29 protein-coding genes and 2 pseudogenes are annotated in these 26,615 nt (G+C 68.5%); 18 read left to right on the plus strand and 13 right to left on the minus strand.

The annotated features are described in order from the left end of the window. The first annotated feature begins 74 nt into the window (after nt 1–74). The 8 genes from GKZ92_RS01930 (at nt 75) to GKZ92_RS01965 (ending at nt 5,902) form a co-directional block, all read left to right on the plus strand. Nucleotides 75–512 carry an SRPBCC family protein gene (locus GKZ92_RS01930; RefSeq protein WP_006358961.1) on the plus strand — a complete coding sequence of 146 codons (438 nt, stop codon included), beginning with the start codon at nt 75–77 and terminating at the stop codon, nt 510–512. 68 nt (nt 513–580) lie between these two features. Beyond that, nucleotides 581–1,447, plus strand: a complete 867-nt coding sequence (locus tag GKZ92_RS01935; RefSeq protein WP_035754418.1) for a pseudouridine synthase — start codon at nt 581–583, stop codon at nt 1,445–1,447. Nucleotides 1,448–1,512: 65 nt separating this feature from the next. Then, nucleotides 1,513–1,842 carry a hypothetical protein gene (locus tag GKZ92_RS01940; protein ID WP_006358963.1) on the plus strand — a complete coding sequence of 110 codons (330 nt, stop codon included), beginning with the start codon at nt 1,513–1,515 and terminating at the stop codon, nt 1,840–1,842. Further along, nucleotides 1,820–2,236 (plus strand): YbaB/EbfC family nucleoid-associated protein, encoded by a 417-nt coding sequence (locus tag GKZ92_RS01945; RefSeq protein ID WP_005199059.1) that lies wholly within the window; start codon nt 1,820–1,822, stop codon nt 2,234–2,236. The genes GKZ92_RS01940 and GKZ92_RS01945 overlap by 23 nt, the downstream gene beginning before the upstream one ends. A 51-nt stretch (nt 2,237–2,287) precedes the next feature. Further along, nucleotides 2,288–2,899 carry a recombination mediator RecR gene (gene recR, locus GKZ92_RS01950; RefSeq protein WP_006358965.1) on the plus strand — a complete coding sequence of 204 codons (612 nt, stop codon included), beginning with the start codon at nt 2,288–2,290 and terminating at the stop codon, nt 2,897–2,899. A 97-nt stretch (nt 2,900–2,996) separates the two neighbouring features. Then, entirely contained in the window at nt 2,997–4,571 is a 1,575-nt protein-coding gene (locus GKZ92_RS01955) for an alpha/beta fold hydrolase (RefSeq protein WP_051405980.1), read from the plus strand. Continuing rightward, nucleotides 4,568–5,128, plus strand: a complete 561-nt coding sequence (locus GKZ92_RS01960) for a uridine kinase family protein (RefSeq protein WP_006358967.1) — start codon at nt 4,568–4,570, stop codon at nt 5,126–5,128. Before GKZ92_RS01955 ends, GKZ92_RS01960 begins: the two co-directional genes overlap by 4 nt. Nucleotides 5,129–5,161: 33 nt before the next feature. Then, entirely contained in the window at nt 5,162–5,902 is a 741-nt protein-coding gene (locus tag GKZ92_RS01965; RefSeq protein ID WP_035754425.1) for a uracil-DNA glycosylase, read from the plus strand. A gap of 4 nt (nt 5,903–5,906) precedes the next feature. On the opposite strand, the gene GKZ92_RS01970 is transcribed toward GKZ92_RS01965, so the two are convergent. Together GKZ92_RS01970 and GKZ92_RS01975 are read right to left on the minus strand one after the other, a co-directional pair. After that, a complete protein-coding gene (locus GKZ92_RS01970; protein ID WP_042378288.1) occupies nt 5,907–6,629 on the minus strand; it encodes a type 1 glutamine amidotransferase in 723 nt (240 codons plus the stop codon). Beyond that, nucleotides 6,626–7,927 (minus strand): MurT ligase domain-containing protein, encoded by a 1,302-nt coding sequence (locus tag GKZ92_RS01975; protein ID WP_155224951.1) that lies wholly within the window; start codon nt 7,925–7,927, stop codon nt 6,626–6,628. The genes GKZ92_RS01970 and GKZ92_RS01975 overlap by 4 nt, the downstream gene beginning before the upstream one ends. Nucleotides 7,928–8,002: 75 nt before the next feature. Between GKZ92_RS01975 and GKZ92_RS01980 the strand changes: the two genes are divergently transcribed. Next, complete coding sequence (locus GKZ92_RS01980; RefSeq protein ID WP_006358971.1) at nt 8,003–9,097, plus strand: alpha/beta hydrolase; 1,095 nt, start codon at nt 8,003–8,005, stop codon at nt 9,095–9,097. Here the strand turns inward: GKZ92_RS01980 and GKZ92_RS01985 are convergent. Continuing rightward, nucleotides 9,094–10,125 (minus strand): EamA family transporter, encoded by a 1,032-nt coding sequence (locus tag GKZ92_RS01985; protein ID WP_035754491.1) that lies wholly within the window; start codon nt 10,123–10,125, stop codon nt 9,094–9,096. The two genes, GKZ92_RS01980 and GKZ92_RS01985, sit on opposite strands and share 4 nt — an antisense overlap. A gap of 98 nt (nt 10,126–10,223) precedes the next feature. Then, complete coding sequence (gene trxA / locus GKZ92_RS01990; RefSeq protein WP_006358973.1) at nt 10,224–10,586, minus strand: thioredoxin; 363 nt, start codon at nt 10,584–10,586, stop codon at nt 10,224–10,226. 101 nt (nt 10,587–10,687) lie between these two features. On the opposite strand from trxA, the gene GKZ92_RS01995 reads away from it, so the two are divergent. After that, complete coding sequence (locus tag GKZ92_RS01995) at nt 10,688–11,572, plus strand: LysR family transcriptional regulator (RefSeq protein WP_042378290.1); 885 nt, start codon at nt 10,688–10,690, stop codon at nt 11,570–11,572. Between the two features lie 64 nt (nt 11,573–11,636). Here the strand turns inward: GKZ92_RS01995 and GKZ92_RS02000 are convergent, their stop codons facing one another. The 4 genes and pseudogenes from GKZ92_RS02000 to GKZ92_RS02015 form a co-directional block, all read right to left on the minus strand. Continuing rightward, a complete protein-coding gene (locus tag GKZ92_RS02000; RefSeq protein ID WP_042378292.1) occupies nt 11,637–12,788 on the minus strand; it encodes an acyl-CoA dehydrogenase family protein in 1,152 nt (383 codons plus the stop codon). A 36-nt stretch (nt 12,789–12,824) separates the two neighbouring features. Continuing rightward, entirely contained in the window at nt 12,825–13,493 is a 669-nt protein-coding gene (locus GKZ92_RS02005; protein WP_127961865.1) for a TetR family transcriptional regulator, read from the minus strand. A gap of 211 nt (nt 13,494–13,704) precedes the next feature. Next, nucleotides 13,705–14,025 carry a putative quinol monooxygenase gene (locus GKZ92_RS02010; protein ID WP_006358977.1) on the minus strand — a complete coding sequence of 107 codons (321 nt, stop codon included), beginning with the start codon at nt 14,023–14,025 and terminating at the stop codon, nt 13,705–13,707. A gap of 89 nt (nt 14,026–14,114) precedes the next feature. Next, nucleotides 14,115–14,894, minus strand: a pseudogene (locus GKZ92_RS02015) (LLM class flavin-dependent oxidoreductase); the annotation flags it as partial. Nucleotides 14,895–14,929: 35 nt separating this feature from the next. On the opposite strand from GKZ92_RS02015, the gene GKZ92_RS02020 reads away from it, so the two are divergent. The 7 genes from GKZ92_RS02020 (at nt 14,930) to GKZ92_RS02050 (ending at nt 21,132) form a co-directional block, all read left to right on the plus strand. After that, a complete protein-coding gene (locus tag GKZ92_RS02020; protein ID WP_155224953.1) occupies nt 14,930–16,366 on the plus strand; it encodes a recombinase family protein in 1,437 nt (478 codons plus the stop codon). 181 nt (nt 16,367–16,547) lie between these two features. Further along, nucleotides 16,548–16,760, plus strand: a complete 213-nt coding sequence (locus GKZ92_RS02025; protein WP_082264954.1) for a hypothetical protein — start codon at nt 16,548–16,550, stop codon at nt 16,758–16,760. Continuing rightward, the gene (locus GKZ92_RS02030; protein ID WP_007321353.1) at nt 16,760–17,008 is read left to right on the plus strand and encodes a hypothetical protein; all 249 of its coding nucleotides are present in this window, start codon (nt 16,760–16,762) and stop codon (nt 17,006–17,008) included. The genes GKZ92_RS02025 and GKZ92_RS02030 overlap by 1 nt, the downstream gene beginning before the upstream one ends. A gap of 351 nt (nt 17,009–17,359) precedes the next feature. Further along, nucleotides 17,360–18,772 (plus strand): Rep family protein, encoded by a 1,413-nt coding sequence (locus GKZ92_RS02035; RefSeq protein ID WP_230461885.1) that lies wholly within the window; start codon nt 17,360–17,362, stop codon nt 18,770–18,772. Next, nucleotides 18,769–19,359, plus strand: coding sequence for a hypothetical protein (locus tag GKZ92_RS02040; RefSeq protein ID WP_155224955.1), 591 nt, complete (start codon nt 18,769–18,771; stop codon nt 19,357–19,359). The genes GKZ92_RS02035 and GKZ92_RS02040 overlap by 4 nt, the downstream gene beginning before the upstream one ends. Then, nucleotides 19,356–20,642 carry a relaxase/mobilization nuclease domain-containing protein gene (locus GKZ92_RS02045; RefSeq protein WP_083852950.1) on the plus strand — a complete coding sequence of 429 codons (1,287 nt, stop codon included), beginning with the start codon at nt 19,356–19,358 and terminating at the stop codon, nt 20,640–20,642. The genes GKZ92_RS02040 and GKZ92_RS02045 overlap by 4 nt, the downstream gene beginning before the upstream one ends. Further along, the gene (locus tag GKZ92_RS02050) at nt 20,620–21,132 is read left to right on the plus strand and encodes a hypothetical protein (protein WP_230198271.1); all 513 of its coding nucleotides are present in this window, start codon (nt 20,620–20,622) and stop codon (nt 21,130–21,132) included. The genes GKZ92_RS02045 and GKZ92_RS02050 overlap by 23 nt, the downstream gene beginning before the upstream one ends. 15 nt (nt 21,133–21,147) lie before the next feature. Here GKZ92_RS02050 and GKZ92_RS02055 read toward each other — a convergent pair whose 3' ends face one another. Together GKZ92_RS02055 and merA are read right to left on the minus strand one after the other, a co-directional pair. Continuing rightward, nucleotides 21,148–21,450, minus strand: a complete 303-nt coding sequence (locus tag GKZ92_RS02055) for a hypothetical protein (RefSeq protein WP_077138298.1) — start codon at nt 21,448–21,450, stop codon at nt 21,148–21,150. 51 nt (nt 21,451–21,501) lie between these two features. Then, the gene (gene merA / locus GKZ92_RS02060; RefSeq protein WP_005464728.1) at nt 21,502–22,926 is read right to left on the minus strand and encodes a mercury(II) reductase; all 1,425 of its coding nucleotides are present in this window, start codon (nt 22,924–22,926) and stop codon (nt 21,502–21,504) included. A gap of 107 nt (nt 22,927–23,033) precedes the next feature. On the opposite strand from merA, the gene GKZ92_RS02065 reads away from it, so the two are divergent. Next, nucleotides 23,034–23,423, plus strand: coding sequence for a heavy metal-responsive transcriptional regulator (locus GKZ92_RS02065; RefSeq protein ID WP_005464729.1), 390 nt, complete (start codon nt 23,034–23,036; stop codon nt 23,421–23,423). Between the two features lie 45 nt (nt 23,424–23,468). Here the strand turns inward: GKZ92_RS02065 and GKZ92_RS02070 are convergent. From GKZ92_RS02070 to leuA, 3 genes and pseudogenes are all read right to left on the minus strand, one after another. Beyond that, nucleotides 23,469–23,717, minus strand: a pseudogene (locus GKZ92_RS02070) (LLM class flavin-dependent oxidoreductase); the annotation flags it as partial. A gap of 68 nt (nt 23,718–23,785) precedes the next feature. After that, nucleotides 23,786–24,397 (minus strand): TetR/AcrR family transcriptional regulator, encoded by a 612-nt coding sequence (locus GKZ92_RS02075; protein WP_035754691.1) that lies wholly within the window; start codon nt 24,395–24,397, stop codon nt 23,786–23,788. Nucleotides 24,398–24,564: 167 nt separating this feature from the next. Beyond that, on the minus strand, nt 24,565–26,415 hold the full coding sequence (leuA, locus tag GKZ92_RS02080; protein WP_155224956.1) for a 2-isopropylmalate synthase: 1,851 nt from the start codon (nt 26,413–26,415) through the stop codon (nt 24,565–24,567). Between the last annotated feature and the right edge of the window lie 200 nt (nt 26,416–26,615).

Raw genomic sequence — 26,615 nt, forward strand, 5'->3', positions numbered from 1 at the left:
CCAGAGCTCACCCGGTTAGCCTAGGACTTGATCAGTTCGCCCGCCAATCGTTTCGTCCCGAGGAGTGTTCCATCGTGGGTCAGGTTTCCGCATCGCAGTCGATCGACATCACCGCCGCCCCGGACGCCGTCATCGGAGCCCTCGCCGACTACACCGAGGTGCGTCCGGCGATCCTCCCGGCCCACTACCGCGACTACAAGGTCATCAGCGGCGGCAACGGCGACGGCACCGTCGTGCACTGGATCCTGCAGGCCACCGAGAAGCGGCAGCGTGACGTCCAGGCCACCGTCAGCGTGACCCCGGACACCGTGACCGAGCGCGACGCCAACTCCACGATGGTGACGACCTACACGGTCGCCCCGTCGGGCAGCGGTTCGCGCGTCACGACCACCACCACCTGGAAGGGTGCCGGTGGCATCGGCGGCTTCTTCGAGAAGACCTTCGCGCCCAAGGGGCTCAACCGCATTCAGGCCGAGGTGCTCGGCAATCTCAAGAAGCGCCTCGAGAACTGACCCCGCGCAGGAGGGGGCGGGCGCGGCCTTCGCCGCTCCCGATCCGGGACGGCGTCGACTCGACACGGGTGGTGCTGCGGTCCGGGCCGGAATGCACCGTCGCCGAGGCACTGCTGGCGTCGCCGAGCCTCGCGGATCTCGGGATCGAGGAGTTGCACGCGCGTGCCGCGGCCGGCGAGATCGTCGACGCCGACGGGCAGCCCGTCGACCTCGACGCGCCGTCGCGGGTGAACGTCTCGCTCTACCTGTACCGCGACCTGCCCGACGAGGTCCCGATCCCGTTCGACGTCCCGGTGCTCTACCGCGACGAGAACATCGTCGTCGTGGACAAGCCGCATTTCCTGTCCACCATGCCGCGGGGTCGTCACGTGACGCAGACCGCGCTGGTACGACTCCGCCGCGAACTGGGCAGCGACACGATCTCGCCGGCCCACCGCTTGGACCGGCTCACCGCCGGTGTTCTGCTCTTCACGCTGCGGCCCGAGGTCCGGGCGGCGTATCAAGACCTGTTCGCCTCCCGGCTGGCGCGCAAGGAGTACCGCGCGCTGGCGCCGGTCGACGAGAGACTCACCGAGACCGTCACCGTGCGCGACCGGATCGAAAAAACCGCCGGTGACCTGCGGGCCCGCGTCGTCGACGGGCCGGTCAACGCCATCAGCGACGTCACCCTCGTCGAACAGACCGACCGTGGCGGCGTCTACCGGCTGGTGCCGCACACCGGACGCACGCACCAGCTGCGGCTGCACATGTCGTCCCTGGGTGTGCCCATCGTCGACGATCCGCTGTATCCCGACGTACGCCCCGAGCTCGCGGAACGGGCCGATCACGGGGACTTCTCTTCCCCGCTGCGGCTCGTCGCACACGCCCTGGAGTTCACGGACCCGCTCGACGGGACGGAGCGCCGGTTCGTGAGCCGTCGCTCGGTGGTGTCCTGAAATGCCGCCCCTGGTGGATTTCGGCGGCTGACCTCGGGGCGGGCGGCAGAAGTACCCTGGCGACCGTGACCATCCGCGCGTCGTACGAACGACACCCCGACCTGGGCTGCGAGGCCGTCGTGTTCATCGACGACGAGTCGCTGGCGTGTTTCCAGATCCAGCGAGATCTCACCGGCGGCCCCCGGGCCGACGAACACTGCGTCACCACCGGGGCGAGTGCGCCCATCTACGGCGGGATCGTCGAGTGGCGGCGGGTCGAGGACCGTTTCGAGTTCTCTCTCACACGACGAGCCGGTCATCTGTTCGGCGACGAGGTGCTGTCCTTCGAGATCAGCCCGGTCGACGAGGTGAGCGTCGACGACATCGCCGCGCATGTCGATCGATTGTTGCGCTGACCCGGGGGCTACCCTGGACGGCGTGACGCAACCATTCGATCCCAGCGCATTGTTCGGCGGCGGCCAGGGCGGCGAGAACCCGATGGCGGGTCTGCTGGCCCAGGCGCAGCAGATGCAGGAGAAGCTCCTGTCGGCACAGAACGAGATCGCCGCGGCGGAGATCGTCGGGAGCGCGGGCAACGGCCTGGTCACCGTGACCGGCAACGGCACCGGCGAGGTGACCGCGGTGTCCATCGACCCCAAGGTCGTCGACCCCGAGGATGTGGAGACCCTGCAGGATCTGCTGCTCGGCGCGCTCGCCGACCTGTCGCAGAAGCGTGAGCAGCTCACGAGCGAGAAGATGGGTCCGCTGGCCGGAGGCCTCGGCGGCGGCATCCCCGGGCTCGGCGGCTGATCGCGCCCGCCGCGCGATCCTTCCCACCACACCAGAGAACCCGGGCACGCGATGTATGAAGGACCGATCCAGGATCTGATCGACGAACTGGCCAAACAGCCGGGGCTCGGTCCCAAGGGTGCGCAGCGGATCGCCTTCCATCTGCTCGCGGGGGAGAAGTCCGACATCGACCGGCTGATCGCCGCGCTCGGACGCGTGCGCGACGACGTCGTGTTCTGCGCCGAATGCGGAAACGTGTCGGCGAACCGGCTGTGCCGGATCTGCTCGGATGCGCGACGCGATGCCACCAAGATCTGCGTCGTCGAAGAACCCAAGGATGTGCACGCGATCGAGCGGACCAAGGAGTTCACCGGTCGCTACCACGTGCTCGGCGGGGCCCTTGATCCGTTGTCGGGGATCGGGCCCGACCAACTCCGTATCCGCGAGCTGCTGCGTCGGCTCGCCAATCAGGAGGACGGCGTCGACGTCAGCGAGGTGATCGTCGCGACCGACCCCAACACCGAGGGCGAGGCCACCGCCACCTACCTGCAGCGCATGCTCAAGGATTTCCCCGGGCTGTCGGTGACGCGCCTGGCGTCGGGTCTGCCGATGGGCGGCGACCTCGAGTTCGCCGACGAACTGACCCTCGGCCGGGCCCTGTCCGGGCGCCGGATTCTCGCCTGAGGAACCGAACGCGGGCGTACCTCGTGAGCCCGGCTAAGGTCGGGGAGTGATATCGCTGAAGCGGGGGCGTCGACGAGTCCGGGTGATCGCGGCGGGGATGGCCGCTGTCGCCGTCGCCGGCCTGGCGGACACGGCACGGGTCGTGGCTCCCGCCGGGGCTGCGGTGCCCGAGCTGGAATGGACGTCATGTCCCGCCGTGCACGGCGTGCCGGCGAGCGTCCGGTGTGCCGCGGTCGAGGTCCCGCTGAATCACGCCAAGCCGAACGGGCCCACGATCGAGCTGTTGGTGAGCCGTGTTCCCGCACGCGATCGGGCGCAGCGCCGCGGTGTCCTGATGGGCAACCCGGGAGGCCCCGGCGGCGACGGGATCGCGATGTTCAGCCAGTTGCGTGTGCCGGACGAGGTGCGCGATCAGTGGGATCTCGTTGCGGTGCAGCCGCGTGGGCTGGTGTCGGGCACTCCGCTCAAGTGTGACCCGATCACCGGATCGGAGCCCGAAACCTTCACCGCCGCAGGGAAACTCAATCGAGATCGGTGCGAACGGCAAACGCCGGGTGTCGGGTCGACCCTCACCACGGAGAACACCGCACGCGACATCGAGGTGGTCCGTCGGACGCTGGGCGAGTCCGCGATCAGCCTGTACGGCATCTCCTACGGGACGTTGCTCTTCGCGACCTACGCGACGCTGTTCCCCCAGCGGGTGGATCGCATGGTCCTCGATTCCGGCTTCGATCCCGGCGTCGTGTGGAACGCACTCCTGGATACGCAGACCCCCGGTTACAAGGCCCGCGTCCACGCCATGATGGCCTGGATCGCCCGGAACGATCGCATCTACCATCTCGGTGCCACTCCGCTTGCCGTGTACCGGAAGTGGAGCAACCGTGTCAGCGCCGAGGCGGGCGTCCCGCCGTCTCTGGTCGCGCCACCGGCACGGGTCGGGGACGTTCCGCCGGGGCTTCGCGCCGTCGCCGACCAGTACATCGCCGGGACCGACCTGACCGCGGATGCGCGTGCACGGTTCGAGAACTTCGTTGCGACGCTGCTGACACCCGGTTCGGTGCAGGCGAACTCGGGACTCCTGATCCTGACGCGGGCGTTTGCGCCCGATCGGAACCTCTGGCCGGTCATCGCGATGATGACGGCCGGTACCGCCCGGAAGTTCGCCGAGCCCCCACCCACGGTTCTCGAAGCTGCGACGGTCTCACAGGACATGCAGGGGATCGTCCTGTGCAACGAGAACCAGGTGCCGGCCGACCCGTCGATGAGCCTCCCGGCGTTCATCACCGGCTACGTCACCGCCGACCCGTTCGAGGCGCCGGGATTCGTCTACCGGTCGGGGATGGCCTGTGCGGGAGCGGCTCCGGTCACCCGCCCGATCCAGATCCGGAATCGGGGCCTCGCCGTACGGCCGTTGCAGATCCAGAGCATCGGCGATCCCCAGACGCCGTACCGCGGAAGCCTGGTCATGCGGCGGCAGATGGACAGCCACCTGATCACCGTCGGCGGGGGAGACCACGGTCAGTTGGGCCGTGCGAACCGGCCGCTCGACGCCGCCATCGCCGAGTACCTGCGGACCGGGCGGACCGCGGTCACCCGTGTCCCGGAGGCGCCGATCACCGCACCACTGACCACGTTCCCGCCGGGTCTGTCCGCGGGTGTGGCGGTGCGGTGACGGCGGCCGACCGCGTCGCCCCCGAGATCGGTGCGCGGGTCGCCGAACTCGCCGGGCAGCTCGACTCGGGCATCGTCGCCATCGACGGACCGTCGGGAGCGGGCAAGTCGACGGTCGCGGATCTACTGGTCGCGCAACTGCGTGAGCGGGGCGCCGGGGTGACGCTGGTGCGCACCGACGACTTCGCCTCCTGGGACGACCCGGTCGCCTGGTGGCCCGAACTGGAAGCCGATGTGCTGCATTCCTTCGTCCGGCGATGGGACTACCGCTATCGGCCTCGGGTGTGGCGCGACGGTGTCGCGACGCCCGGGCCGCCGGTGTGGATCGAGTGGCAGCCGCTGCTGATCATCGAAGGGGTGTCGTCGGCGCGGCGTCGCATCGCCGACCGGTTGACCCACGCCCTGTGGCTCGACGGCGGAACCGAGGCCGAGCGTCTGGAGCGGGCCGTCGCACGGGACGGCGAGGGGTCGCGCGCCCACCTGCAGCAATGGCAGGAGTTCGAACGCGGCTGGTTCGCGGTCGACCGCACGCGCGAACGCTGCGTCGTACTGGACTGATCGCTCCACCGCCGCTCGCGGTTACTGTCGGATATGGGCACCCGACGGCACTCTCGTGATCCGGGATTCCGTGACCTCGCGGAGCTCGATGCGCTGCTGATCGACTGTCGCGCATGCCCGCGGCTCGTCGAGTGGCGCGAACAGGTGGCCCGTGAGAAGCGTCGGGCGTTCGCCGACCAGGAGTACTGGGGACGGCCGGTCCCGGGCATCGGACCGGCGGATGCGCGGTTGCTGATCGTGGGTCTCGCGCCGGCCGCCCACGGCGGCAATCGCACCGGCCGGATGTTCACCGGCGACCAGTCCGGTGACTTCCTGTTCTCCGCCATGTATCTCGCGGGCCTGGTGAGTCAGCCGCACTCGGTGTCGATGGACGACGGGCTGGAACTGTTCGACACCCGGATCACCGCGCCCGTGCACTGCGCTCCGCCGCAGAACAAGCCGACGGTCGAGGAGCGGGACCGGTGCTCGCACTGGCTGCACGGTGAGCTCGAATTGCTCGCTCCGACGGCGCGATCCGTGATCACGCTGGGCGCCTTCGGTTGGCAGTCGACGCTGCGCACGTTCGGCGCGCTCGGCTGGACGGTGCCGCGGCCGGCGCCGAAGTTCGGGCACGGCGCGTCGACGATCCTGACCCGCGGCGACGCGGTCCTCGAGGTGTTCGGGTGCTACCACGTGAGTCAGCACAACACCTTCACCGGACGGCTGACCGTCGAGATGCTCGTGGACGTGCTGAAAGCCGCGGCGGAGTCCGCGGGGATCGTGCCGGGGGAGTGAGTGCCTACCGCCGCCGGCCGGCGGCGAGGCGTTCCTTGCGCAACCGGCTGACCTCCGGGAGGTCCAGCGGCGCAAGCGATTCGACGCCCATCGCGGTCGCGAGTAGGTGGTCGGCGAGCTCCGGGTTGCGAGCCAGCGCCGGACCGTGCATGTAGGTGCCGAGCGCGCTGCCCTGCACGACGCCCTCGGTGCCGTCGCCGACGCCGTTGCCGACGCCGTGCTTCACACGTCCGAGCGGCTTGGCATCGGAGCCCAACGTTGTTCCGCCGCGGTGGTTCTCGAAGCCGGTGAGCGGCTGCGTGAGCGCGGCGAGCGTCGGTTCGGTGACCAGTTCGCCGATGCTGCGCTTCTCCTGCGGTGCGGTGGTCAGGTCGAACAGCGAGATGCCGTCGACCCGTTCACCGGCCGAGGTCTCGTACCAGTGGCCGAGCACCTGGATGGCCGCGCAGATCGCGAGGACCGGGCGTCCCGCCGCCGCGGCCTGCTGCAGGCCGGGGTAGCGGGTCAGGTGTCGGGTGGCCAGACGCTGGGCGTAGTCCTCGGCGCCACCGAGGGTGTAGACGTCGAGGGAGTCCGGTACCGGGTCGTCGAGCGTGATGTGCACGACCTCGGCGTCGATTCCGCGCATGATGGCGCGACGCTTGAGGACGAGGGCGTTGCCGCCGTCGCCGTAGGTGCCCATGACGTCGGGCAGGACCAGCCCGATCCGCAGCGTCGACTCGGTCACTGTTCGGCCTTTCGTGCACGTGCCGCGCGTTCCATGGCGATACCCAGATCGCGGAAGGCGGTGTAGTTGGCGAGCACCTCGACGCGTCCCGGCGGACACGAGGCGATCGCCGCCATCGGGTCTGGGATGGTGGTGTGCTCGGCGCCCGCGTAGAGCAGGCGCACCGACAGGTCGGCGGCCCGCTCGCCGGCGGCGACCACCTGCATCGTCTCGAAGGCCTCGAATCGCACGTCCCACAGCCAGGAGAGGTCCTCGCCATCGGGAACCTGTCCGTTGACCGCGATGACCAGGCCGTCGGCGTCCTGGTCGATCATCGACAGGGCCTCCTGCCAGCCGGCCGGGTTCTTCGCGAGAAGCGTACGGACGGAGTGGTTCCCGACCTGGTGGACGCCGTAACGACCGGCGACCTCGCCGACCGTCCCGACCGCGGCGACGGCTTTGCCCGGGTCCGCGCCCATCGCGACGGCGGCGGCCACCGCCTGCGTTGCGTTACCGCGGTTGGCCCGGCCGGGGACGGCCAGGGTCAGGGGAGCGGAGAAGCCGCCGGGGCCGTAGATGTTCTCGTCGTCGAACCACCAGTCGGGCGTGGGTCGACGGAAGTTCTCGTCTCCGGTCGACTGCCAACCGTCGCCGGACCGCACGATCGGTTCGCCGGTGCGGGGACAGCTCACCGAGTCGCCGACCCAGCCGGCGCCCGCGGCCACCCACACCACGTCGGGGGCGTCGAACGCCGCAGAGGTCACCAGGACGTCGTCGCAGTTGGCGACGACCTTGGTCTCGGGGTGGCGGGCGATGCCCTCGCGGAGCCGGCGTTCGATCATGTTGATCTCGCCGACCCGGTCGAGCTGGTCGCGCGACAGGTTCAGCAGGACCAGCACCTCGGGGTCCACCGCATCACTGACGTGCGGCACGTGCAGTTCGTCGACCTCGAGTGCACACAGCTGAGCGGTGCGGCTGAGGGTGAGGGTCGCGATGATGCCGGCGTCCATGTTGGCGCCGTCGGCCTGCGTGGCGACCTCGCCGAGTTCGGCCATTGCCGCGGCGGTCATCCGGGTGGTCGTCGACTTCCCGTTGGTACCGGTGATGATCACGGAGCGCTTACCGGCGGCGAGACGCCGCATGATGTCGGGATCGATCTTGGCGGCGACGAGGCCGCCGATCATCGAACCCTTGCCGCGTCCCGCGGTGCGCGAGGCCCAGCGAGCCGCTGCGGCCGCGGCCAGCGCGACCGAGGTGCGGGCGGGCACACGGGTGCTCGGGCGAGATGCGGATCCGGCAGACGATGGACGGTCGGGCATGGCCACGAGTGTTCCACAGGGCGGATGCCCGGGTTGCTCGTGCCGACGGGCGACCAGCAAGTAGGCTCGGCGACTGTGAGCCGCGACACTTATCTCCGCCTGTCCCTGCCCGCACGAATCCAACGTGGCGTGCTACTCGCCGCGGCGAGGATTCCCGACGCCGCGATGGCGGTTCTCGGCCGGCGTGCGCCCGTCAACTCCGATGGTGAGCGGGTGGCACCGGAATTCGTCGCGGTCGGCTGGTCCACCGAGCACGTCCCGGGGTCGAATCCGTTCGCGGGTGAGGTCCACCAGTCGCGCGCCAGTACGGATGAGCTCGGCGCCGCGATGGCCGAGAAACTGCCGCCGATGGCCGTCGAGGAAGACCTGGTCATCGACGGTCCGGCCGGTCCGATCCCGGCCACGCGCTACCGCTCGTCGACCGAGTCGGACGGGCTCGTCGTCTACTTCCACGGCGGCGGGTTCGTCACCGGCAGCCGGATCAGCCACGACACCTTCGTGCGCCGGCTCGCGCACGGCACCGGACTCGACGTGCTGTCGGTCGAGTACCGACTCGCACCCGAGAATCCGTTCCCTGCCGGAGTCGACGACGCCGTCGCGGCCTGGCATTTCGCGGTCGACACGGCACCGCGGTGGGGTCTCGATCCCGCGCGGATCGTCGTCTCCGGGGACAGCGCGGGCGGAAACCTGGCGACGGTGGTCTCCCGACTCGTCCGCGACGAGCCGGTCACACCGGTCTTCCAGCTGCTCATCTACCCGGTCACCGACGCCACCGCGGAGACCCCCTCGCGTCGTGAGTTCGCGAACGGGTACTTCCTGACCCTGGACGGAATCCACTGGTTCAACGACCGCTACGTGCCGGATGTCGCACAACGCAAGGACCCGCGTTGTTCGCCGCTGCTCGCGGACGACCTCAGCGGCCTTCCGCCGGCACACGTCATCGTCGCCGGGTTCGACCCACTCCGCGACGAGGGCCTCGCCTACGCGAAGAAGCTGGAGGAGGCGGGTGTACCCGTGACGCTGCGCCGAGAGGGATCGCTGATCCACGGCTTCATCAACATGACCCTGATCAGCTCCGGCGCCCGCGCGGCGGTGGACCGGATGTGCGCCGAGGTCCGGCGAGCCCTCGACGAGTCGCCCCGCGCTGACCAGGGGTCGATTGCCGGCTAGCGGTCGCGGGCTGCAGTCGCCGCGCACGCCAGGTCGACGTCGGCCGCCGAGTCCGTGTTCGTGGTCGCCGTGCTCGTGGTGGCTGTAGTCGTGGTCGGCGGCTTCGTGGATGCGGCCTCGGCCGCAACCCGCTGACGTCTGCGCGACCGCGGCCGGGCCATCACGCCGACCGCGCAGCCGCCGACGACGATCACCGCACCGACGATCTCACCGACGGTCGGGACCTCGCCGAGGAAGGCGAACGACGCGCTGATCCCCACGACGGGCACCAGCAGCGACATCGGCGACACCCGGCTCGCGTCGTTGCGGCTCAGGAGCACAGTCCACAGGCCCGCGCCGACGAGGGTTCCCAGGGCGGCCAGGTACACGAGTCCGCCGAGGGCGCGCAGGCCGGTCTCCGTGCCGATCGTCATCAGCGCGTCGAAGCCGGCGGACGGTCCCTCGATGATCAGGCTCGCCAGGTAGAGCGGCGGAGTCGCGACGACGGCCATCCACATGGTCATGCGGAAGGAGTCGTCGGGCTGGGCGAGACGGCCACCGATGTTGCCGATCGCCCAGCTGAGGCCACCGAGGATGGTGAGGCCGATCGGGAGGAGCGCGGCCACGCCGATGTCGCTGCCGGTCGCGCGGTCGACGGCGATCAGGCCCATGCCGCCGACTGCGACGATCAGGCCCACCACCTGTGCGACCGTCATCCGTTCACGCAGGAACAGCACGCCGAGAACCACGGTGAAGGGCGCCGACGTCTGCAACACCAGCGAGGCCAGTCCGGCCGGCATCCCCAGGCTCATCGCCAGGAACAGGAACATGAACTGCACGGTCCCGAACCCCGCCACGTAGACGAGGAACCACTTGAGGCGGACCTTGGGAAAACGCACGAACAGGATGACCGGGATCGCCATGACGGCGAAGCGCAGCGCTGCCAGAAAGAACGGCGGGAAGTGTTCGAGACTGAAGTGGATCGCGACGAAGTTCAGTCCCCACAAGAACACGACGCAGAGGGCGAGCAACCGGTCACGAGTGGACATGACCACCATCGTCCGAGGCGGCGCGATGAAGGACAATCGAATTTAAGCGGAAGGATTGTTCAGATCATCTGAACAATCCGTCCCACGTGCATCGTGGGTCACTGCTGTGCTGCGGCGACCTTCGCCCGGACGTCGTCCATGTCGAGAGCCTCGACCGCGCCGATGAGCTCCTCGAGCTGTGCGGCGGGGAGCGCTCCGGGCTGGTTGAACACGAGGATGCCGTCACGGAAGGCCATCAGCGTCGGAATCGACTGGATGCCGAGGCTACCGGCGAGCTGCTGCTCGGCCTCGGTGTCGATCTTGCCGAAGAAGATGTCGGTGTGGGACTCGGAGGCCTTCTCGAACACGGGGCCGAACATGCGGCACGGGCCGCACCAGCTCGCCCAGAAGTCGAGAAGCACGATGCCGTCGGCCTCGATGGTGGGTTGAAAGGTTTCCAGGGTCACGTCTTGTGTTGCCATGATCGGCACAACCGATTCGGGGGCGGAGACATTCCTTGTCGGCGGCTCGGCTCACCTCGCACCTGAGCAGGACCCGACCGGTTTGTCGGTACCTTTGGCCCATGGAGGTCCGCCGACTGCGATTGCTGCGTGAGTTCGCCGATCGTGAGTCGATCGGTGCGGTCGCCGACGCGATGCACATGACGCCGTCGGCGGTGTCACAGCAACTGAAGGTCCTCGCCGACGAGGCCGGCGTCCCGCTGTTCGAACCCGACGGTCGGCGCATCCGGCTGACCGAGGCGGGCCGCGCGCTGGTCTTGCGCGCCGACGAGGTGATCGCCGCCGTCGAACGGGCCCAGGAGGAGATGGCGTCATATCGGTCGGGCCGGGCCCGCGTACGGCTCGCGATGTTCCCGTCGGGTTCGACACTGTTGCTGCCGACCGTCCTCGATCGCGCCGCCGAATCCGGGATCGAGGTGCACGCTTTCCACCTCGACGTCGGATATCCGGATGCGGCACCTGCTCTCGCCGACTTCGACGTCGTCGTGACGCACCGGGACGAGCGGACACCTGCGGTCAACCAGTCGCGCGTGTGGGTTGCCGAGCTGATGCGCGAACCGGTCGACGTGATCGTCCCCGTCGACAGTCCGCTCGCCGATGCCGACGAGGTGGCGGTGTCCGAGCTCGCCGAACACGATTGGATCAGCGTCGAGGGCGGATTCCCGGTCGACGATGTGCTGCAGTCGATCTCGGCGGTGACCGGGGTCGCGCCCCGGGTCACCCAACGCATGCTGGACTTCACCACCATCGAGGCGCTCGTCGCCGGCGGTCACGGGATCGCACTGATGCCGCGGTTTGCCGTCCGTCATCCGGAGGTGAAACGTCTGGAACTCAAAGGGGTTCGGGCGGCCCGGGTGTACGAGGCGTTGGCGCGGCCACGGTCCCGATCGGCGGTCCAGCAGGTCGTCGAACACCTGACGGCTGCGGGCGCCGAACACGGTCAGTGAACGAAAAAGGCCGGTGGGTCACGCATTCCGCGTGAGCCACCGGCCTTGTGGTTCGACTCCTGGATCAGACGCCCAGGCTCTTGCCGACGATGTCCTTCATGATCTCGGTGGTGCCACCGAAGATCGTCTGGATGCGGGCATCGGTGTAGGCGCGGGCCACACGGTACTCGTTCATGTAGCCGTAGCCGCCGTGCAGCTGCAGGCAACTGTCGATGACGCGCTTGGCGAGCTCGGTGCACCACCACTTGTTCTTGGAGGCGTCGATGGCGTCGAGTTCACCGTCGAGCACACCCTGCAGGCAGCGGTCGATGTAGACCTCCGCGATGTCGAGCTCGGTGGCCATCTCGGCGAGCGTGAAGCGGTTCGCCTGGAACGTGCCGATGGGACGGCCGAATGCCTTGCGGTCCTTGGTGTACTGCAGGGTCTCCTCGAAAATCGCGCGTGCACCGGCGATCGCGCCGATGCCGATCGACAGGCGCTCGGACGGCAGGTTCTGCATGAGGTGGTAGAAGCCCATGCCCTCCTGGCCGAGCAGGTTCTCGACCGGGACGCGCACGTTGTTGAAGTGCAGCTCGGCCGTGTCCTGCGCCTTGAGGCCCATCTTGTCGAGCTTGCGACCGCGCTCGAAGCCCTCCATGCCACGCTCGACGACCAGCAGCGAGAACGCCTTGTGGCCGGCCGTGGGGTCCGGGTTGGTGCGGCACACGACCACGACGAGGTCGGAGTTGATGCCCGACGAGATGAAGGTCTTGTTGCCGTTGAGGACGTAGTGATCGCCCTCCAGCTTCGCCGAGGTCTTGATGCCGGCGAGGTCCGAACCGGCACCCGGCTCGGTCATCGCGACGGCGAGGATCGTCTCACCGGTGGCGATGCCCGGCATCCAACGCTTCTTCTGCTCGTCGTTGGCCAGGTGGACGAAGTACGGTGCGACGACGTCGTTCTGGAGGCTCAGGCCGGGAGCTGCGCCGTCGAACTTGGCGAACTCCTCGACGACGACCGCGTTGAAGCGGAAGTCGTCCATCGCGCCGCCGCCGCCGTACTCCTCCGGGATGTTGAAGCCCAGGAGGCCTGCGTCGCCGGCCTTCTTGAAGATCTCACGGTCGACCTGACCGGCCTTGGTCCACTCCTCGTTGTACGGACCGCACTCGCGGATCAGGAAGTTGCGCGCGGTTTCCCGCAGGGCCTCGTGCTCGTCTTCGAAGATCTTGCGCTTCATGGATTTTCTCCCTTTCGTAAACCGTAACTCGTTGTGTCAGTCGTTGTTGTTCGTGTCCTGCGCACCCACGACCCGCAGGGCGATCGAGGCGTAGGACGCCGCGACCTCTGCGGGTGTGCGAGCACCGGACGGGCGGTACCAGGTGGTGACCGCTTGGCAGGCGCCGAACAGATAGCGCAGGACGTCTTTGACGTCCTGGTCGAATCGGAACTCGTCCGAGTCCAGGCCTGCCTGGATGACGTCGGCGAGCATGTTCTCGGTCTCGGTCCGCATCGCGATGTAGGGCTCGCGGCGCGGGTCCTCCGGGTCGAGATGGCGGAACTCGCTTGCGACACTGGCCAGCTCGAGATCGCTGGTCATGTGCAGAACGATGGACTCGATCGCGTTCGACAGCTTCTCGCTCGGCGTGCGCCCTTCCTCGATCGCTGCTCCGACCCAGGCGAGGACCGACGTCATCGCCGCTTCGAGCAACTCCACGAGGATGCCGAGCTTGTTGTCGTGGTGGTAGTAGAGCGTCGGCAGGGACACCCCGGCGCGCGACGCGATGTCGCGGATCGAGGTTCCGTGGAACCCGCGCTCGTAGAACGCGCGCTTCGCCGCGACGAGTGTCGTCGGCAGCGGCACCGGCTCGCGCCGCCGCCAGTCCAACCCCTCGGTGTCGACCGTGAACCGTTTTCCGGCAGCGGCTTTCGCTGAGTCAGACACGTTCGATGATCGTGGCTTCGGGCATGGGTTTCCTCCGTGTGGTGTCGCGAACCGGTGCGGACCCAGCATGGCGCCCATCACTTTATCTAACGATCGTTATACAGGTGTAGCACGCATCCGTTCGGCGAATCAACAGGCTCGGAGGGATCCGGCATACGACGACGCCCCCGCCCCGTCGGAAACGGGGCGAGGGCGTCAGCGGATCAGCGGGTCAGATCGCGCCCTTGTTGGCGTCACCTGCGGGAACGGGGGAGAACGTCTTCACGTCCAGCGGGCCGGCCAGCAGCGGCCTGATCTTCTTACCGAGCTCGGTCAACGCCGGTGCGCCGCCGTGGGTGGCCAGCGCCTCGAAGGACTCCCAGCGCTCGATCATGACCAGGTCGGTCGAGTCGCCGGTGGCCTCGTGCAGTGCGTACTTGCCGCAACCGGGCTCGCCGTGCACCTCGGGAATGGCGGCCAGCACCGCGTCGCGGACAGCCTGCTCCTCGCCGGGCTTCGGCGAGATGGTGGCGACGACGATCACTTCGGACATGGGTGGGTACTCCTCGGGATGGGGACGGGATCGCTCGTGGCGTTATGGGAGTGCGGTCGTGCGCGTGGCGAAATCGACGATGGTCGAACTCAGCGCCAGCCCAGTTCTGGTGCCACATACTTCAGAATCGACTCGATGACGTGTGCGTTGTACTCGACCCCGAGCTGGTTGGGCACGGTCAGCAGCAGGGTGTCGGCCGCGGCGATCGCCTCGTCCTCGCGCAGCTGCTCGATGAGCTTGTCCGGCTCGTCGGCGTAACTGCGGCCGAACCGCGCCACGCTGTTGTCGATGATGCCGACCTGATCGGACTCGTCGCCACCGCGGCCGAAGTAGGCCCGGTCGCGGTCGTCGACGAGTGCGAAGATGCTGCGGCTCACCGAGACCCGCGGTTCGTGCGGGTGGCCGGCGTCGGCCCATGCCTTGCGGAAACGGTGGATCTGCTCGGCCTGCAACTGATGGAACGGGACGCCGGTGTCCTCGGTCAGCAGCGTCGACGACATCAGGTTCATGCCCTGTTGCGCAGTCCATTCGGCGGTGGCACGGGTGCCGGCACCCCACCAGATGCGGTCGCGGAGGCCGGGTGACTGCGGCTCGATCGGCAGCAGTCCGGGCGGGTTCGGGAACATGGGCCGCGGGTTGGGGCGGGCGAAGCCGCCGCCCTCGATGACGCGGAGGAACACCTCGGTGTGCTGGCGGGCCATGTCGGCGTCGGTGGAACCCTCCGGCGGGACGTAGCCGAAGTACTTGTAGCCCTCGAGGACCTGCTCGGGCGATCCACGGCTGATGCCGAGTTGCAGACGCCCGCCGGCGATGAGGTCGGCGGCTCCTGCGTCCTCGGCCATGTACAGCGGGTTCTCGTAGCGCATATCGGGGTTGCAACACTGGTCCACGTAAGCTTGGTTGCATGGTCGAACTGGTAGCGCTGAGGAAGACGAACGAGGTGGCGGCCTACGTCCGCGCCTCCATGGACCGCAAGGGCGACCGCTGGACGGTCGATACCCAACTGAGGAAGATCAGGGCACTGGCCGAGGCCAAGGACTGGAACGTGGTCGAGGTCTACGAGGACAACGCGGTGTCGGCGACGAAGAAGCGTCGAGCTGGTACCCGCTGGGCCGAGATGCTGGACGACGCCCGAGCAGGTCGGTTCTCGATGGTCGTCGCCGTGGACATGGACCGACTGCTGCGGAGCACGAAGGACCTCAACACGCTGATCGACCTCGGCCTGCGCGTCGTCACAGTGGACGGCGAGATCGATCTCTCGACAGCGGATGGAGAGTTCCGGGCGACGATGCTCGCAGCACTCGCCCGGTTCGAGGCACGGCGGAAGGCGGAGCGGCAGATCAGGTCGAACGAGCGCCGACGTGCCGAGGGCATACCTGCGTCCACCTGGAAGGCGTTCGGCTGGACGCGGGAGGGCGAAGTGATCGAGGAGGAGGCCGCCGCCGTCCGGCGGGCCTTCGACGCGTTCCTCGGCGAGCCATCGCTGTCGATCCGGCGCATCCGTGAGGACCTGAACAACGCCGGTCATCTCACCGCGCGCGGGTCCGAGTTCTCCGTCGATGCCGTGCGGTACCTCCTGGCGAACTCGCTCTACGCTGGCTTCATCCGCCACTACAAGACCGGCGAGCTGTACCCTGTGCAGGGCGAGGCGTTCCCGCCCATCGTCGGCGAGCAGACGTGGCGGGCCGCGGTGGCGAAGCTGGAGGACAACGTGCGGAGGTCGGCGAGGCAGGGCAATCAGCCGAAGTACCTCCTGTCCACGATCGGCCTCTGTGGGAAGTGCGGCGCGACGCTCGTCTCGGGGACGAACAGCCGCAAGCAGCCGACGTACCGCTGTGGCGAGCAGTTCCACCTCACCCGCCAGCGCGAGCCCGTCGATGCGATGGTCACCGAGGCGGTGCTCACGCGCCTGTCGTCCGTGGACGTGCACGACCTCGTGATGCCGCAGGAAGCCGCCGGGCCGGATCGCGAGGAACTGCTGACCGAACGGAACGCCCTGGTAGAGCGGGTGAAGGAGCTGAGCCCGCTGCTGCGCGACATCCATCAGCCGGTCCTGGAGATCACGGCGGCGATCAACGACGTGAAGGCTCGCATCGACGAGATCGACGCGGAGCTGCTCGACCGCTCGGTGTCGGTGGCGGCGAAGCTGCTGGCGGAGGTGGATGAGCCGGTCGGCACCACGGAGCGCCGCGAGGTTGTCGAGTCGAAGTGGAAGGCGTTGGACATGGACCGTCGCCGGATGCTCGTGGACGAGCTGGTGACCGTGACCATCGAGCCCATCATGCCGGGTCACGTGAAGTTCGACCCCGATCTCGTGCGGATCGAGCCGAGACGCGACTGACTCATGACTCGACTCGTCATTGCACTGGTGAGTCGAGTCATGGGAGAATGGTTGCAGACAAGAAGATCCCACCGGGGCCGCGACTTAGAAGCGCGGGGTTCTGCTCCCGGATGAGTAGCCGGTCAAACAGCCCAATTACCGTGGCGGGGAACCGGAAGATACTCATGTCTGAGGACTTCCGATGTCTGTCGTTATCGACGTTCCCCGCGCATCCGCGCTCGTCCGCCCTGGCCTCGATCAGGGTTCCACTCCTTCTCCGCAGGCAGACGGCCACGATCCCGTCATCGCCGCCGCCCGCGCCGCTGGCCGCCGAGCCGGTGAGCGCCTGGCACTCACTCCGCTGACCCCGCGCCAGCGCGCCGCCGTTGCCTCTGTGATGGGCGGTGGTCGCTGATGAGCGCGAACTCCGCCGCCTTCGATCACTTGACCGGCTTCCGCTGGCGTCAGGGCGACCCGTCCCTCGCCGACGCCGAGGCCCAGCTTTACGACCTCGGCGTGCTCCGCTCTGTGCTGGAGGAGGCCGTCGAGATCGCCGTCGCCGACGCCCGAGCCGATGGGGTGACCTGGGCCAGGATCGGCGACGCCCTCGGCGTCACGCACCAGGCTGTCATCAAGCGCTACGGCCGGGGCGGTGGTCGCTGATGTACGCCGACGCACGCAACCTCAGCACCGCTTCCACCGACCTGACCCCGCCCGGAGGGCCTGGCCTAGCACCCGCCGAAGGCGGGCTGCCCGTCGTCGTGATGACTGCCCGTAGCCGTGCTTCGCACTCCAAGAGTTACGAGACCCTCATTCGTTCCTACGGGCGCGGCAAGGGCTTGTCGATTGCCGCGCCTTGCAACAACTTGCCTGGTCAGCGGACTGTTCCGCCCTCGCTCCGTCGCGTGGTCCCGCGGGATCATTTGGGGTCTCATTTGGGGGTCAATAGGGGGTCATTTAGGCGCCGCACTCCCTCTGAGGCCCGCCGCGCCGTCCGCGGCGGGGGTGGTCGCCGTGGCTAAGCAGGAAAACAACCCGACGAGCATCGGGCTCACGCAGTACCTCGATCCGTCGTACTGGGCCTGGGCTGCCGAGGACCCGAACGGGGCCGCGCTGCTCCAGCAGGGTGCCGAGGCGATCCTCGCCTACGTGGTGCAGCGGCTCGAGGCCACCGGCTGCGAGGTCGTCGAGGCCTACGGCATCGTGCACGACAAGGACGAGCGCGAGGTCTGGAGCGACACGGAGAAGGCCCTGGTGGTCGAACCGAAGCCCGAGCACCTGCACGCCGTGATCAAGTTCGCCAGCCGTGCGAAGAGTGCGCCGCTGGATCGGCTCGCGTTCGGCATCGGCGTCGAGCCCCAGTACGTCGAGAAGCCTGGCCGCGGGCGGTACGCCTTCGACAACATGCTGTCGTATCTGACGCACGTGAAGTACGCGGACAAGCACCAGTACGCGCCTTCGGAGGTCGCCACCGTGCGCGGGCCTGACTACCTCGGGATCGACGCCCAGCGCCGGGAGACGTGGCAGAAGGGCCGCGCCCACGTGAAGAAGAAGATCGTCGCCGAGAACTTCGAGGACATGCGGGAGCGCGTTCTCCAGGGTGAGATCACGCGGGATCAGATCATGCTCACGGACGAGCTGTTCGACATCTACTCACGGCATCAGCGGGAGATCGACGACGCGCTGTCGGCCTACGGCCAGCGTCGCGCATACCGGGCGGCGGCGAAGCTGCGCGCCGGTGAGTTCTCGACGCACGTCGTGTTCGTCCATGGAGATGCCGGGATCGGCAAGACCCGGTTCGCCACGGACTTCATTACCGAGGCGATCAACGCGGCGAACGCGCACGGCGAGCGGTGGCAGGTCTACCGGGCCGCGACGGGGAACCCGCTTGATGACTGGCGGGGCGAGGAGGTGCTGCTGCTGGACGATCTGCGGGCCTCGGCGATGGATGCGAACGACTGGCTGCTGCTGCTCGATCCGTACAACGCCTCGCCTGCGAAGGCCCGCTACAAGAACAAGGGCGAGGTGGCCCCGCGCCTCATCGTCATCACGGCGACGATCGAGCCCGTCGAGTTCTTCTACTACGCCCGCCAGAAGGGCAACGTGGACGAGGCACTGGACCAGTTCATCCGCCGGCTGGCCTCGGTCGTGAAGGTCTATCGTGCCGACGACATCAATCGTTACCTCGTGCAGCACATCGGGAAGATCGAGCCCTACGAGTGGCACCAGTGCAGCGTTCCGGCCGCCGCGCACACGCCCGGCATGTACGGCAACGCGTACCACCAGAACGTCGGGTCGCGGGAACTGACCTACGGTCCGGAGACCTCGGCCGAACATGATGCGGATGGCGCGGTTGCTGAGCTGCTGGGTGGGCTCGCGGTGCGGAGCCCTGACGTGCCGCTGGCGCTGATCGGAGGTGCCGCATGAGCACCGAACGCGATGCGCTCTTCCAGGGGATCGAAGGGGGCGGAGCCCCCTCGCAAGCAGCCGGGGAGGACATGAGCGCCAGCGAAATGTCCGACACGGCTACTGCTTGCCATTCTGGCGTACAGGCGGAGCAGCAGGCCGACTCCCGGGTGAACACCGGTCGGGCTGATGCGGAGGCTGTGCGCCAGAGTCACGGCGGCGCGGAGCGTCGTCGTGGCAGCGGCGGGCGGCTCGATACGCGCTTCGATGACGCCACGCTCGGGGCGGTTCGCACTCGTGCGAAGCGGCTCGGGCTGGCTCCGAGCACGTGGGTGCGGACCGTCGTGCGCGATGCGCTCCATGCATCTCGGAGCGAGGAGCTGGACGCCGCCGTGGCCGCGCACCTGCTCGGGGTCGAGGAGCGCGTGCAGGCGTCTGCTGATGCTCGGGAGCTGGCCGCCCAGGTGCGCCCGCTCGCGATCAACGTCAACGACCTGGACCGCCGTGCTCGCGCGGGTGAGCCGGTGTCGCTGTCGGCGGAGGTGCCCGAGCTGATCGAGCTGCTCCGCGAGATCCGCGCCCTGCTCGGTGATCGGGCGGCCTCATGAGCACGACACATTACAGTCCGAGCGCCAGCGCCGCCGACACCGAGCGCTACATCCGGGGCAAGGAGGACGAGCGCGGCGTCGCGATCACGTGCGACGTGCCGGGAGGCCCCGGCGCGTTCTCGGCGCGCGCCCGCGCGCTCACCCAGAACACGAAGCGCGACGTCGAGGCGCTGCACTACAGGCAGTCGTTCAGCGACGAGGAGTTCGACCCGAAGAATCCGGAGGACGTGCAGCGGGTGAACGATCTGGGCTATCAACTCGCGAAGAAGATGCACCCAGATTCCGACTGCCTCGTGGTCAGTCATGTGGACGGACGCGGGAAGAAGCCGCACAACCACATCTTGGTCATCAACCACAGCAATCGGACGGGAAGAGCGCTCAGCGACTACCGCACGTTCCACGACCGCAAGGCCGGGAACCAGCGGGGCGTTCAGTCAGCGAACGACGAACTCATGCGCGAGCACGGTCTCTCGGTCGTGAAGCGTCTGGAGCACGCACCGAAGGACTGGGAGCTGCGCCGCGAGGACTTCGCCGAGGGCGGGCTCGACCGCGAGATGGGCGACCGGATGAGCGCCGCCCTGGCTGATCCCCGTGCGGTGGACAAGGCCGGTCTCGAAGCGGTGATCGAGGAGCAGAACCAGCAGCTCGGCGATGACGGGGAGCGGGTGCCGCGGATGCGCCTCCACACCGCCATCAGCAAGCGAGGGAAGAACGTCGGCAAGGAGACGTGGACGCTCTACATCGAGGACCGCCGCGGCGAGTCCGGGCGTGCCGAGCGACGCAAGCGCACGAGTGCGCTCTCGACAGATTTCACCCCGGAGGGCGCGCGGGCGTTCTTCGACTACCACCAGCAGCAGGAGGAGCAGGAACATGAGCGCAGCGCTCGACAGGCTGAAGCAGCAGAACGCGCAGAGCGGATCGCAGCAGCAGCTCGACAGTCCGGAGACGATGGAGGCGTTGACCTCGATCCTCGCCGCCGTCGAGGCGCAGAACGCGAGGCTCGACCGGCTGGCCGAGCAGCAGAAGAAGCTCGCGGGGTTCGTGAAGGTCATGGACGAGGAGACGACGAGGCGGCTGGAGCGGATCACGGCCCCGGCGTCAACCTCCTCGCCCTCCAGCGACGTGTCCGCGAGGATCGCGAGTATCGAGAGCAGGCAGAACGAGATCGCGAGCACGCTCGGCGAGTTCGCGCAGAGTCTCAACGGCGAGAGCTTAAACGCCGCGTCGCAGAGCTTGGTCGCGGAGGCGCAGAGGAACCACGTGGCTACGGCATCGGCGATTGAGGGGCTCAAGGCGCAGGCCGCGGCGAACCAGAAGCTCGTCAGACAGGTCGGCTGGGCGGTGCAGCGGATCGAGAAGCACACCGAGGAGCGGGTCCAGAAGGCCGTCGAGCAGGTCACCGGAGAGGCTTCGACCACGATGACCGCGAACCTCGACGCGTCGAACGAACGGGCCGAGCGGATCATCGCCGCCACCGCGAAGCTGGAGGCCCGGCAGCTGTGGTCGGCCGCCGCCGCGATGTGCCTCGCGCTCCTGCCGGTGGTGGTCGTCATCGCCGGGCTCTGGATGGGCATCGCCGGGCTCATCACCGGCGCTCAGTGGGCGCTGGACGTGGACGGTAGCGTGTGGCTCGGGATCGGGCGCTGGCTCGTGATCGCCGTGGGCCTCGCGGCGGCCGGCTACGGGGTCTTCGCGTCCGTCCGCTGGGTTGCTGGTCTCGTGGAGACCTGGAAGGGTCGCGGGATGCCGACGTGGCCGAGCTGGCGACGATGACTGGAGCCACTCGAACTACTGACCCCGGTCAGTAGTCGAACGATTGCCGCAGCCGCCGGTCGAGCGACGTCGGTGCCGCGGCAGTCGCCGGAGGACGATCGCCGCTGTGACGGCCACCCCGACTGCGATCCCGGCACCGATGAGCCAAGGGTTGCCGAGGAAACCTCCGATACCTGCAAGGGCTCCGCCCGCGGCGAGGAGAGGCAGGCCGCAGCAGATCAGCAGCGGAAGCGCGCAGCATGCCAACAGGAGCAAGCCCGTCCCAGCACCGACAAGCACGCCCGCGCGATGCGAGTCGTGGCCCTTATCGCCGCTCATCGTCTGTTCCTCTCCCAGCTGAGCGTTCCCCCCGATTGTCTGCGTGCGCGTTCACGCGCAGCACGACAGGAGCGACGGATCGGTGGTGAAGGCCTTGGCGGCGATCCGGATGCCCTCGGCCATGGTCAGGTAGGGGGCCCAGGCGTCGGCGACCTCGGCGACGGTCTTGCCGAGCACGTGGACCCCGGCGGCGGCGAGCTCGCCGGCGTCCTTGGCGACGGCGGTGATGCCGAGGATCTTCCCCGTGTCGGCGTCCACGACGATCTTGACGAAGCCGCGGGTGTCGCGGTTGACCAGGGCGCGGGGCACGTGGTGCAGGGGCAGGACGCGGCAGTCGCAGCGGATCCCGGCGGCGACGACGTCCTTCTCGGTCATCCCGACCGCGCCGATCGCCGGGCCGGTGAACGTGACCCTCGGCAGCCGGGCGTAGTCCACGGCCCGGTCGGCGTCGGTGAACGCGTTCTCGGCGACGAGGGTGCCGTGCTGGGCGGCGACGTAGACGAATTCGGGGTGGCCGGTCACGTCGCCCGCGGCCCAGATCCGCGGGTGGGAGGACTGCATCCGGTCGGAGACGACCACCTCGCCGAGGTCCCCGGTCTTGACCCCGACCGCGTCGAGGCCGAGCCCGTCGGTGGCCGGTCGTCGTCCGAGGGCGAGGAGCACCTGGTCGGCGCGGAACTCCTCCCGGCCGCCGGCGACGTCCGCGGTGACGACGGCCTGCCCGGTCGCGGCGTCGCGGGACACCCGCGTCGGCAGCGCGCGGCGGACCACCCGGATGCCCTCGTCGGCGAACACCTCCTGCAGCGTCCTGGACACCTCCGGCTCCTCCTTCGACGCGAGCCGGGACCGGGCCAGCACGGTGACCTGGGAGCCGAGCCGGGCGAACAGCTGCGCCTGCTCCAGGGCGACGTAGCCGCCGCCGAGCACGAGCAGGGACTCAGGGAGTTCGGTCAGCTCCATCGCCGTGGTCGAGGTCAGGTACCCGGTCTCGTCCAGGCCGTCGATCGGCGGGGCCCACGGCCGAGAGCCAGTCGCGACCAGGTAGTGCGCGGCCTCGATCGTCTCGGTGCTGCCGTCGTCCTCGGCGACCTGGAGGACCGGTGCGTCGGGGGTGCCGGCGAACGCGGCGTCCCCGCGGCGGACGGCCCACCCGTAGGAGTCGGCGACGTCGGCGTACTTCTCGCCCCGCAGCGACTCGACCAGCGCCTGCTTCCCGGCGATCAGGGCGGGCATGTCCACCGGCCCCGCCGTCGTCTCGATCCCCGGGAACCGGTCGGCGGCGTCGGCCGCGGAGTGCCATGCGTCGGCCGCGGCGATCAGGGCCTTCGACGGCACGCAGCCGGTGTTCACGCAGGTGCCGCCGAGCGTCCCGCGCTCGATCATCACCACCGACTTGCCGAGCGTGGTCGCGCGGATCGCGGCGGCGAACGCACCGCCGCCCGATCCGATGATGGCGAGGTCGTACTTCGTGGGCATCGCAGCTCCTGTCAATACTTGGACTTCCGGTCTATCTCAGCCATACTGGACCTTCCAGTGCAGGGGAAGGTCAAGAGGACTTCTGCCGAAAGAACAGGGGGCCTGCGATGCGCATCGGGGAACTCGCCGAGCGGGCGGGAACGACGGCGAAGACGCTGCGGTTCTACGAGGAGCAGGGCCTGCTGCCCCCGGCCGAGCGCACGCCGTCCGGATACCGCGACTACGCGCCCGAGACGGCCGCCCGGATCGACTTCGTCCACCGCGGCCAGGCCGCGGGCCTCACCCTCGCCCAGATCCGCCAGATCCTCGAAATCCGCGACGGCGGCGCTGCTCCCTGCGAGCACGTGCGCGACCTCCTCGACGCGCGCCTCGCCGAGATCGAGCAGCAGATCGCCCAGCTCACAGCGCTCCGAGACACCATCGCCGAGCTCAGGCACGACGCCGCGCAGCCCGACCCCGACTCGTGCAGCGCGGACCAGGTCTGCCGATACCTGTAAACGGCAGAGCCGTTCGCGCCAACGCCACAACCCCGACATGCGCTAGCGCATGTCGATGACGCCGGTGCCGATCTCGATCCGGCTGGTCTTGGCGCCGACCGCCGACAGCAACGGAAACGGCGACGCCAACTGGCGCGCGAAGTGGTGCACCCGGAAGTACGCGCCGTCGGCGCCCAGTTCCTCGGCGGCCACGGCGAGGTCGATCGACTGCAGCAACGTGTCGGCGGCCGTGCGGACCTGCGATCCGGGCGACTCCGACCAGTGACCGAACGACAGGAGACCGATCTTCTTCATGATCGGTAAATGAAACCACGGTCCGTTTTGTTCCCGCACGAGGGGCATGGGGCGCCGGTACCGGCAGGTCAGTCGCGGGCAACCACCGGTGCCTGGGGGCGCCCATCCGTCGTCACGATCTGGCCGTCACGCCGTTGCCGGGCCGCACCCGCCAGGGACTCGATGAACTGCTCGGCCGCCCACCGCAGGGCCTCACGGTCCTCGGGGAGAGTGGTCTGTTCGTATCCGGTGAGGACGAAGTTGGCCCAGCTCGAATACCGATGGGCGGCGACCCGGTCGTCGAGCAACTCCATCGCGATGTCGAAGACCACGTCGTAGCGCGACCGGTCGGCGGCCTGCTGGACCTCGCGGACGTCCGGGTTCATCGCCGCCCACGTGCGGATCGCGGCCTCCGCCTCGTGGGGGAGGGACACCGCGAACTCGATGAGCTCGATCATCCGGCGCAGCGGATCGGGTTCGGCCTGGACGGCCGCGACCTCCACCTGGGTGCGCGAGTCGAGCCAGTGGTCGATCAGCTGGGTGGTGTAGTCCGACCAGTTCTTGAAGAAGTGATAAAACGAGCCGCTGGTGACCCCGAGTCGATTGCACACCTCGGACAGCTTCAACGCGCTGTATCCGGAATCGGCGAGTACGGCGAGGCCGGTCTCCAGATACAACTCGCGGGTTGTCGTGGCTACCATGTCGCAACCGTATACAAAATCCTGAAGCGAGGGATACGGCGTTGTGCCGTCTCGACGGTCCGCCGTCACGGAGGTGCGCAAAGGGCCGGGACCCCCGACGAGGATCACCCGTCGACGTGGTCCCGGCCCAGCGGCCAGATACTCGGTTCTCGGCTACGCGAGGGTCTCTACGGAGCCCAGGTGCGCGGTGCGGCTTCGTCCTCGGCGGCGGGGGTCGAGGCGACGCGGTAGGCGCGGTTGACCGCGGAGACCACGGCACGCAGGCTGGCGGTGGTGATCGACGACGCCACGCCGACACCCCAGACGGTCTCGCCGTTGACCTCGGTCTCGACGTACGCCGCAGCGCTGGCGTCGCCGCCGGCGGTCAGGGCGTGCTCGCTGTAGTCCAGGACCCGGACCTCGTAGCCGACGGTGCCCAGGGCGTCGACGAAGGCGGCCAGCGGACCGTTGCCCGAGCCGGTGATCTCGCGCTCGTTGCCCTCGATCTTCACCACCGCGGTGATGTGGTCCTCGCCGCCGTCGACCTCGGCTGCGTCGACCTTCTGGCGGATGCGTTCCAGCGGCCAGACCGGGTGCAGGTAGTTCTGGGCGAAGACGTCCCACATCTCCTTGGGATTGACCTCGCCGCCCTCGCCGTCGGTGATCTTCTGGATCTCGCGGCTGAACTCGATCTGCAGGCGGCGCGGCAGGTTCATGCCGTGGTCGGCCTTCATGATGTAGGCGACGCCACCCTTGCCGGACTGGCTGTTCACGCGGATGACCGCTTCGTAGCTGCGGCCGACGTCCTTGGGGTCGATCGGCAGATACGGGACCGCCCAGACGATGTCGTCGACGTCGGAATCGGCGTCGTCGGCGTCGTACTTCATCTGGTCGAGGCCCTTGTTGATGGCGTCCTGGTGGCTGCCGGAGAAGGCGGTGAAGACCAGATCGCCGCCGTACGGATGGCGCTCGGGGACGTTCAGCTGGTTGCAGTACTCGACGGTGCGACGGATCTCGTCGATGTCGGAGAAGCTGATCTGCGGGTCGACGCCGCGGCTGAACATGTTCATGCCCAGGGTCACCAGGCACACGTTGCCGGTGCGCTCACCGTTGCCGAAGAGGCAGCCCTCGATGCGGTCGGCGCCGGCCTGGAAGCCCAGTTCGGCTGCGGCGACACCGGTTCCGCGGTCGTTGTGCGGGTGCAGGCTCAGGATGATCGAGTCGCGGCGGGCCAGGTTGCGGTGCATCCACTCGATCGAGTCCGCGTAGACGTTCGGCGTGGCCATCTCGACGGTCGCGGGCAGGTTGACGATCATCGGCTTCTCGGGGGTGGGGGCGATGATCTCGGTGACCGCGTCGACGACCTCCTTGGCGAAGCTCAGCTCGGTGCCCGTGTAGGACTCCGGCGAGTACTCGTAGCGCCAGTTGGTGTCGGGGTAGTTCTTCTCCACCTCGAGCACCTTGTGGGCGGCGTCGGTGGCGATCTTGACGATGGCCGGCTTGTCGGCACGGAAGACCACCCGGCGCTGCAGCACCGAGGTGGAGTTGTAGAAGTGCACGATCACGTTCGCGGCACCGCGGCAGGCCTCGAAGGTGCGCTCGATCAGTTCCTCGCGACACTGCGTCAGGACCTGGATGGTGACGTCGTCGGGGATCGCGTTGTCCTCGATGATCTCGCGGACGAAGTCGTAGTCGGTCTGGCTCGCCGACGGGAAGCCGACCTCGATCTCCTTGTAGCCCATGCGGACCAGCAGGTCGAACATGCGACGCTTGCGCGCCGGGCTCATCGGATCGATCAGTGCCTGGTTGCCGTCACGCAGGTCGACCGCACACCACAGGGGGGCCTTGGTGATGACCTTGTCGGGCCAGGTGCGGTCGGGCAGCGAGATCGTCTCGACCTCGTCGGCGAACTGACGGTAGCGGTGAACCGGCATCGCGGAGTTGCGCTGCGGATTCCATACGGGCTGGTCGGCGGGAATCGGGCCGTTCGGCTCGACGATTCGGCTGGCGCCGGAGGTGAAGGTGTCTGCTGGTGCCATGAGTGGTCATTCTCCGTGTCTGGAAGGAAAGTGACCGGCGCGTGATTGGGCCCCGCGACGGAGGGCCGGTCGTGTCAGACCCCGCCGCGGCAACCGAGAAGGAGTGCGCGCTGCATGCGCTCGACTGTACTCCTCAGTGCTATCGAGACCAAAGGTGCAGGTGGAAGCCTATTCCTGGTCCGTCGGTCGGTGGCAGGCGG

Source organism: Gordonia sp. 135 (assembly GCF_009720185.1).
Lineage (GTDB): Bacteria > Actinomycetota > Actinomycetes > Mycobacteriales > Mycobacteriaceae > Gordonia > Gordonia alkanivorans.

Bases quoted from the DNA above. Each gene is read 5' to 3' on its own strand.
- GKZ92_RS01945 (WP_005199059.1), top strand. From the start codon at position 1,820: ATGTCGATCGATTGTTGCGCTGACCCGGGGGCTACCCTGGACGGCGTG.
- recR (WP_006358965.1), top strand. From the start codon at position 2,288: ATGTATGAAGGACCGATCCAGGATCTGATCGACGAACTGGCCAAACAG.
- GKZ92_RS01955 (WP_051405980.1), top strand. From the start codon at position 2,997: ATGGCCGCTGTCGCCGTCGCCGGCCTGGCGGACACGGCACGGGTCGTG.
- GKZ92_RS01965 (WP_035754425.1), top strand. From the start codon at position 5,162: ATGGGCACCCGACGGCACTCTCGTGATCCGGGATTCCGTGACCTCGCG.
- GKZ92_RS01975 (WP_155224951.1), bottom strand. From the start codon at position 7,927: ATGCCCGACCGTCCATCGTCTGCCGGATCCGCATCTCGCCCGAGCACC.
- GKZ92_RS01985 (WP_035754491.1), bottom strand. From the start codon at position 10,125: ATGTCCACTCGTGACCGGTTGCTCGCCCTCTGCGTCGTGTTCTTGTGG.
- trxA (WP_006358973.1), bottom strand. From the start codon at position 10,586: ATGGCAACACAAGACGTGACCCTGGAAACCTTTCAACCCACCATCGAG.
- GKZ92_RS01995 (WP_042378290.1), top strand. From the start codon at position 10,688: ATGGAGGTCCGCCGACTGCGATTGCTGCGTGAGTTCGCCGATCGTGAG.
- GKZ92_RS02000 (WP_042378292.1), bottom strand. From the start codon at position 12,788: ATGAAGCGCAAGATCTTCGAAGACGAGCACGAGGCCCTGCGGGAAACC.
- GKZ92_RS02010 (WP_006358977.1), bottom strand. From the start codon at position 14,025: ATGTCCGAAGTGATCGTCGTCGCCACCATCTCGCCGAAGCCCGGCGAG.
- GKZ92_RS02020 (WP_155224953.1), top strand. From the start codon at position 14,930: ATGGTCGAACTGGTAGCGCTGAGGAAGACGAACGAGGTGGCGGCCTAC.
- GKZ92_RS02025 (WP_082264954.1), top strand. From the start codon at position 16,548: ATGTCTGTCGTTATCGACGTTCCCCGCGCATCCGCGCTCGTCCGCCCT.
- GKZ92_RS02030 (WP_007321353.1), top strand. From the start codon at position 16,760: ATGAGCGCGAACTCCGCCGCCTTCGATCACTTGACCGGCTTCCGCTGG.
- GKZ92_RS02040 (WP_155224955.1), top strand. From the start codon at position 18,769: ATGAGCACCGAACGCGATGCGCTCTTCCAGGGGATCGAAGGGGGCGGA.
- GKZ92_RS02045 (WP_083852950.1), top strand. From the start codon at position 19,356: ATGAGCACGACACATTACAGTCCGAGCGCCAGCGCCGCCGACACCGAG.
- GKZ92_RS02055 (WP_077138298.1), bottom strand. From the start codon at position 21,450: ATGAGCGGCGATAAGGGCCACGACTCGCATCGCGCGGGCGTGCTTGTC.
- merA (WP_005464728.1), bottom strand. From the start codon at position 22,926: ATGCCCACGAAGTACGACCTCGCCATCATCGGATCGGGCGGCGGTGCG.
- GKZ92_RS02065 (WP_005464729.1), top strand. From the start codon at position 23,034: ATGCGCATCGGGGAACTCGCCGAGCGGGCGGGAACGACGGCGAAGACG.
- GKZ92_RS02075 (WP_035754691.1), bottom strand. From the start codon at position 24,397: ATGGTAGCCACGACAACCCGCGAGTTGTATCTGGAGACCGGCCTCGCC.
- leuA (WP_155224956.1), bottom strand. From the start codon at position 26,415: ATGGCACCAGCAGACACCTTCACCTCCGGCGCCAGCCGAATCGTCGAG.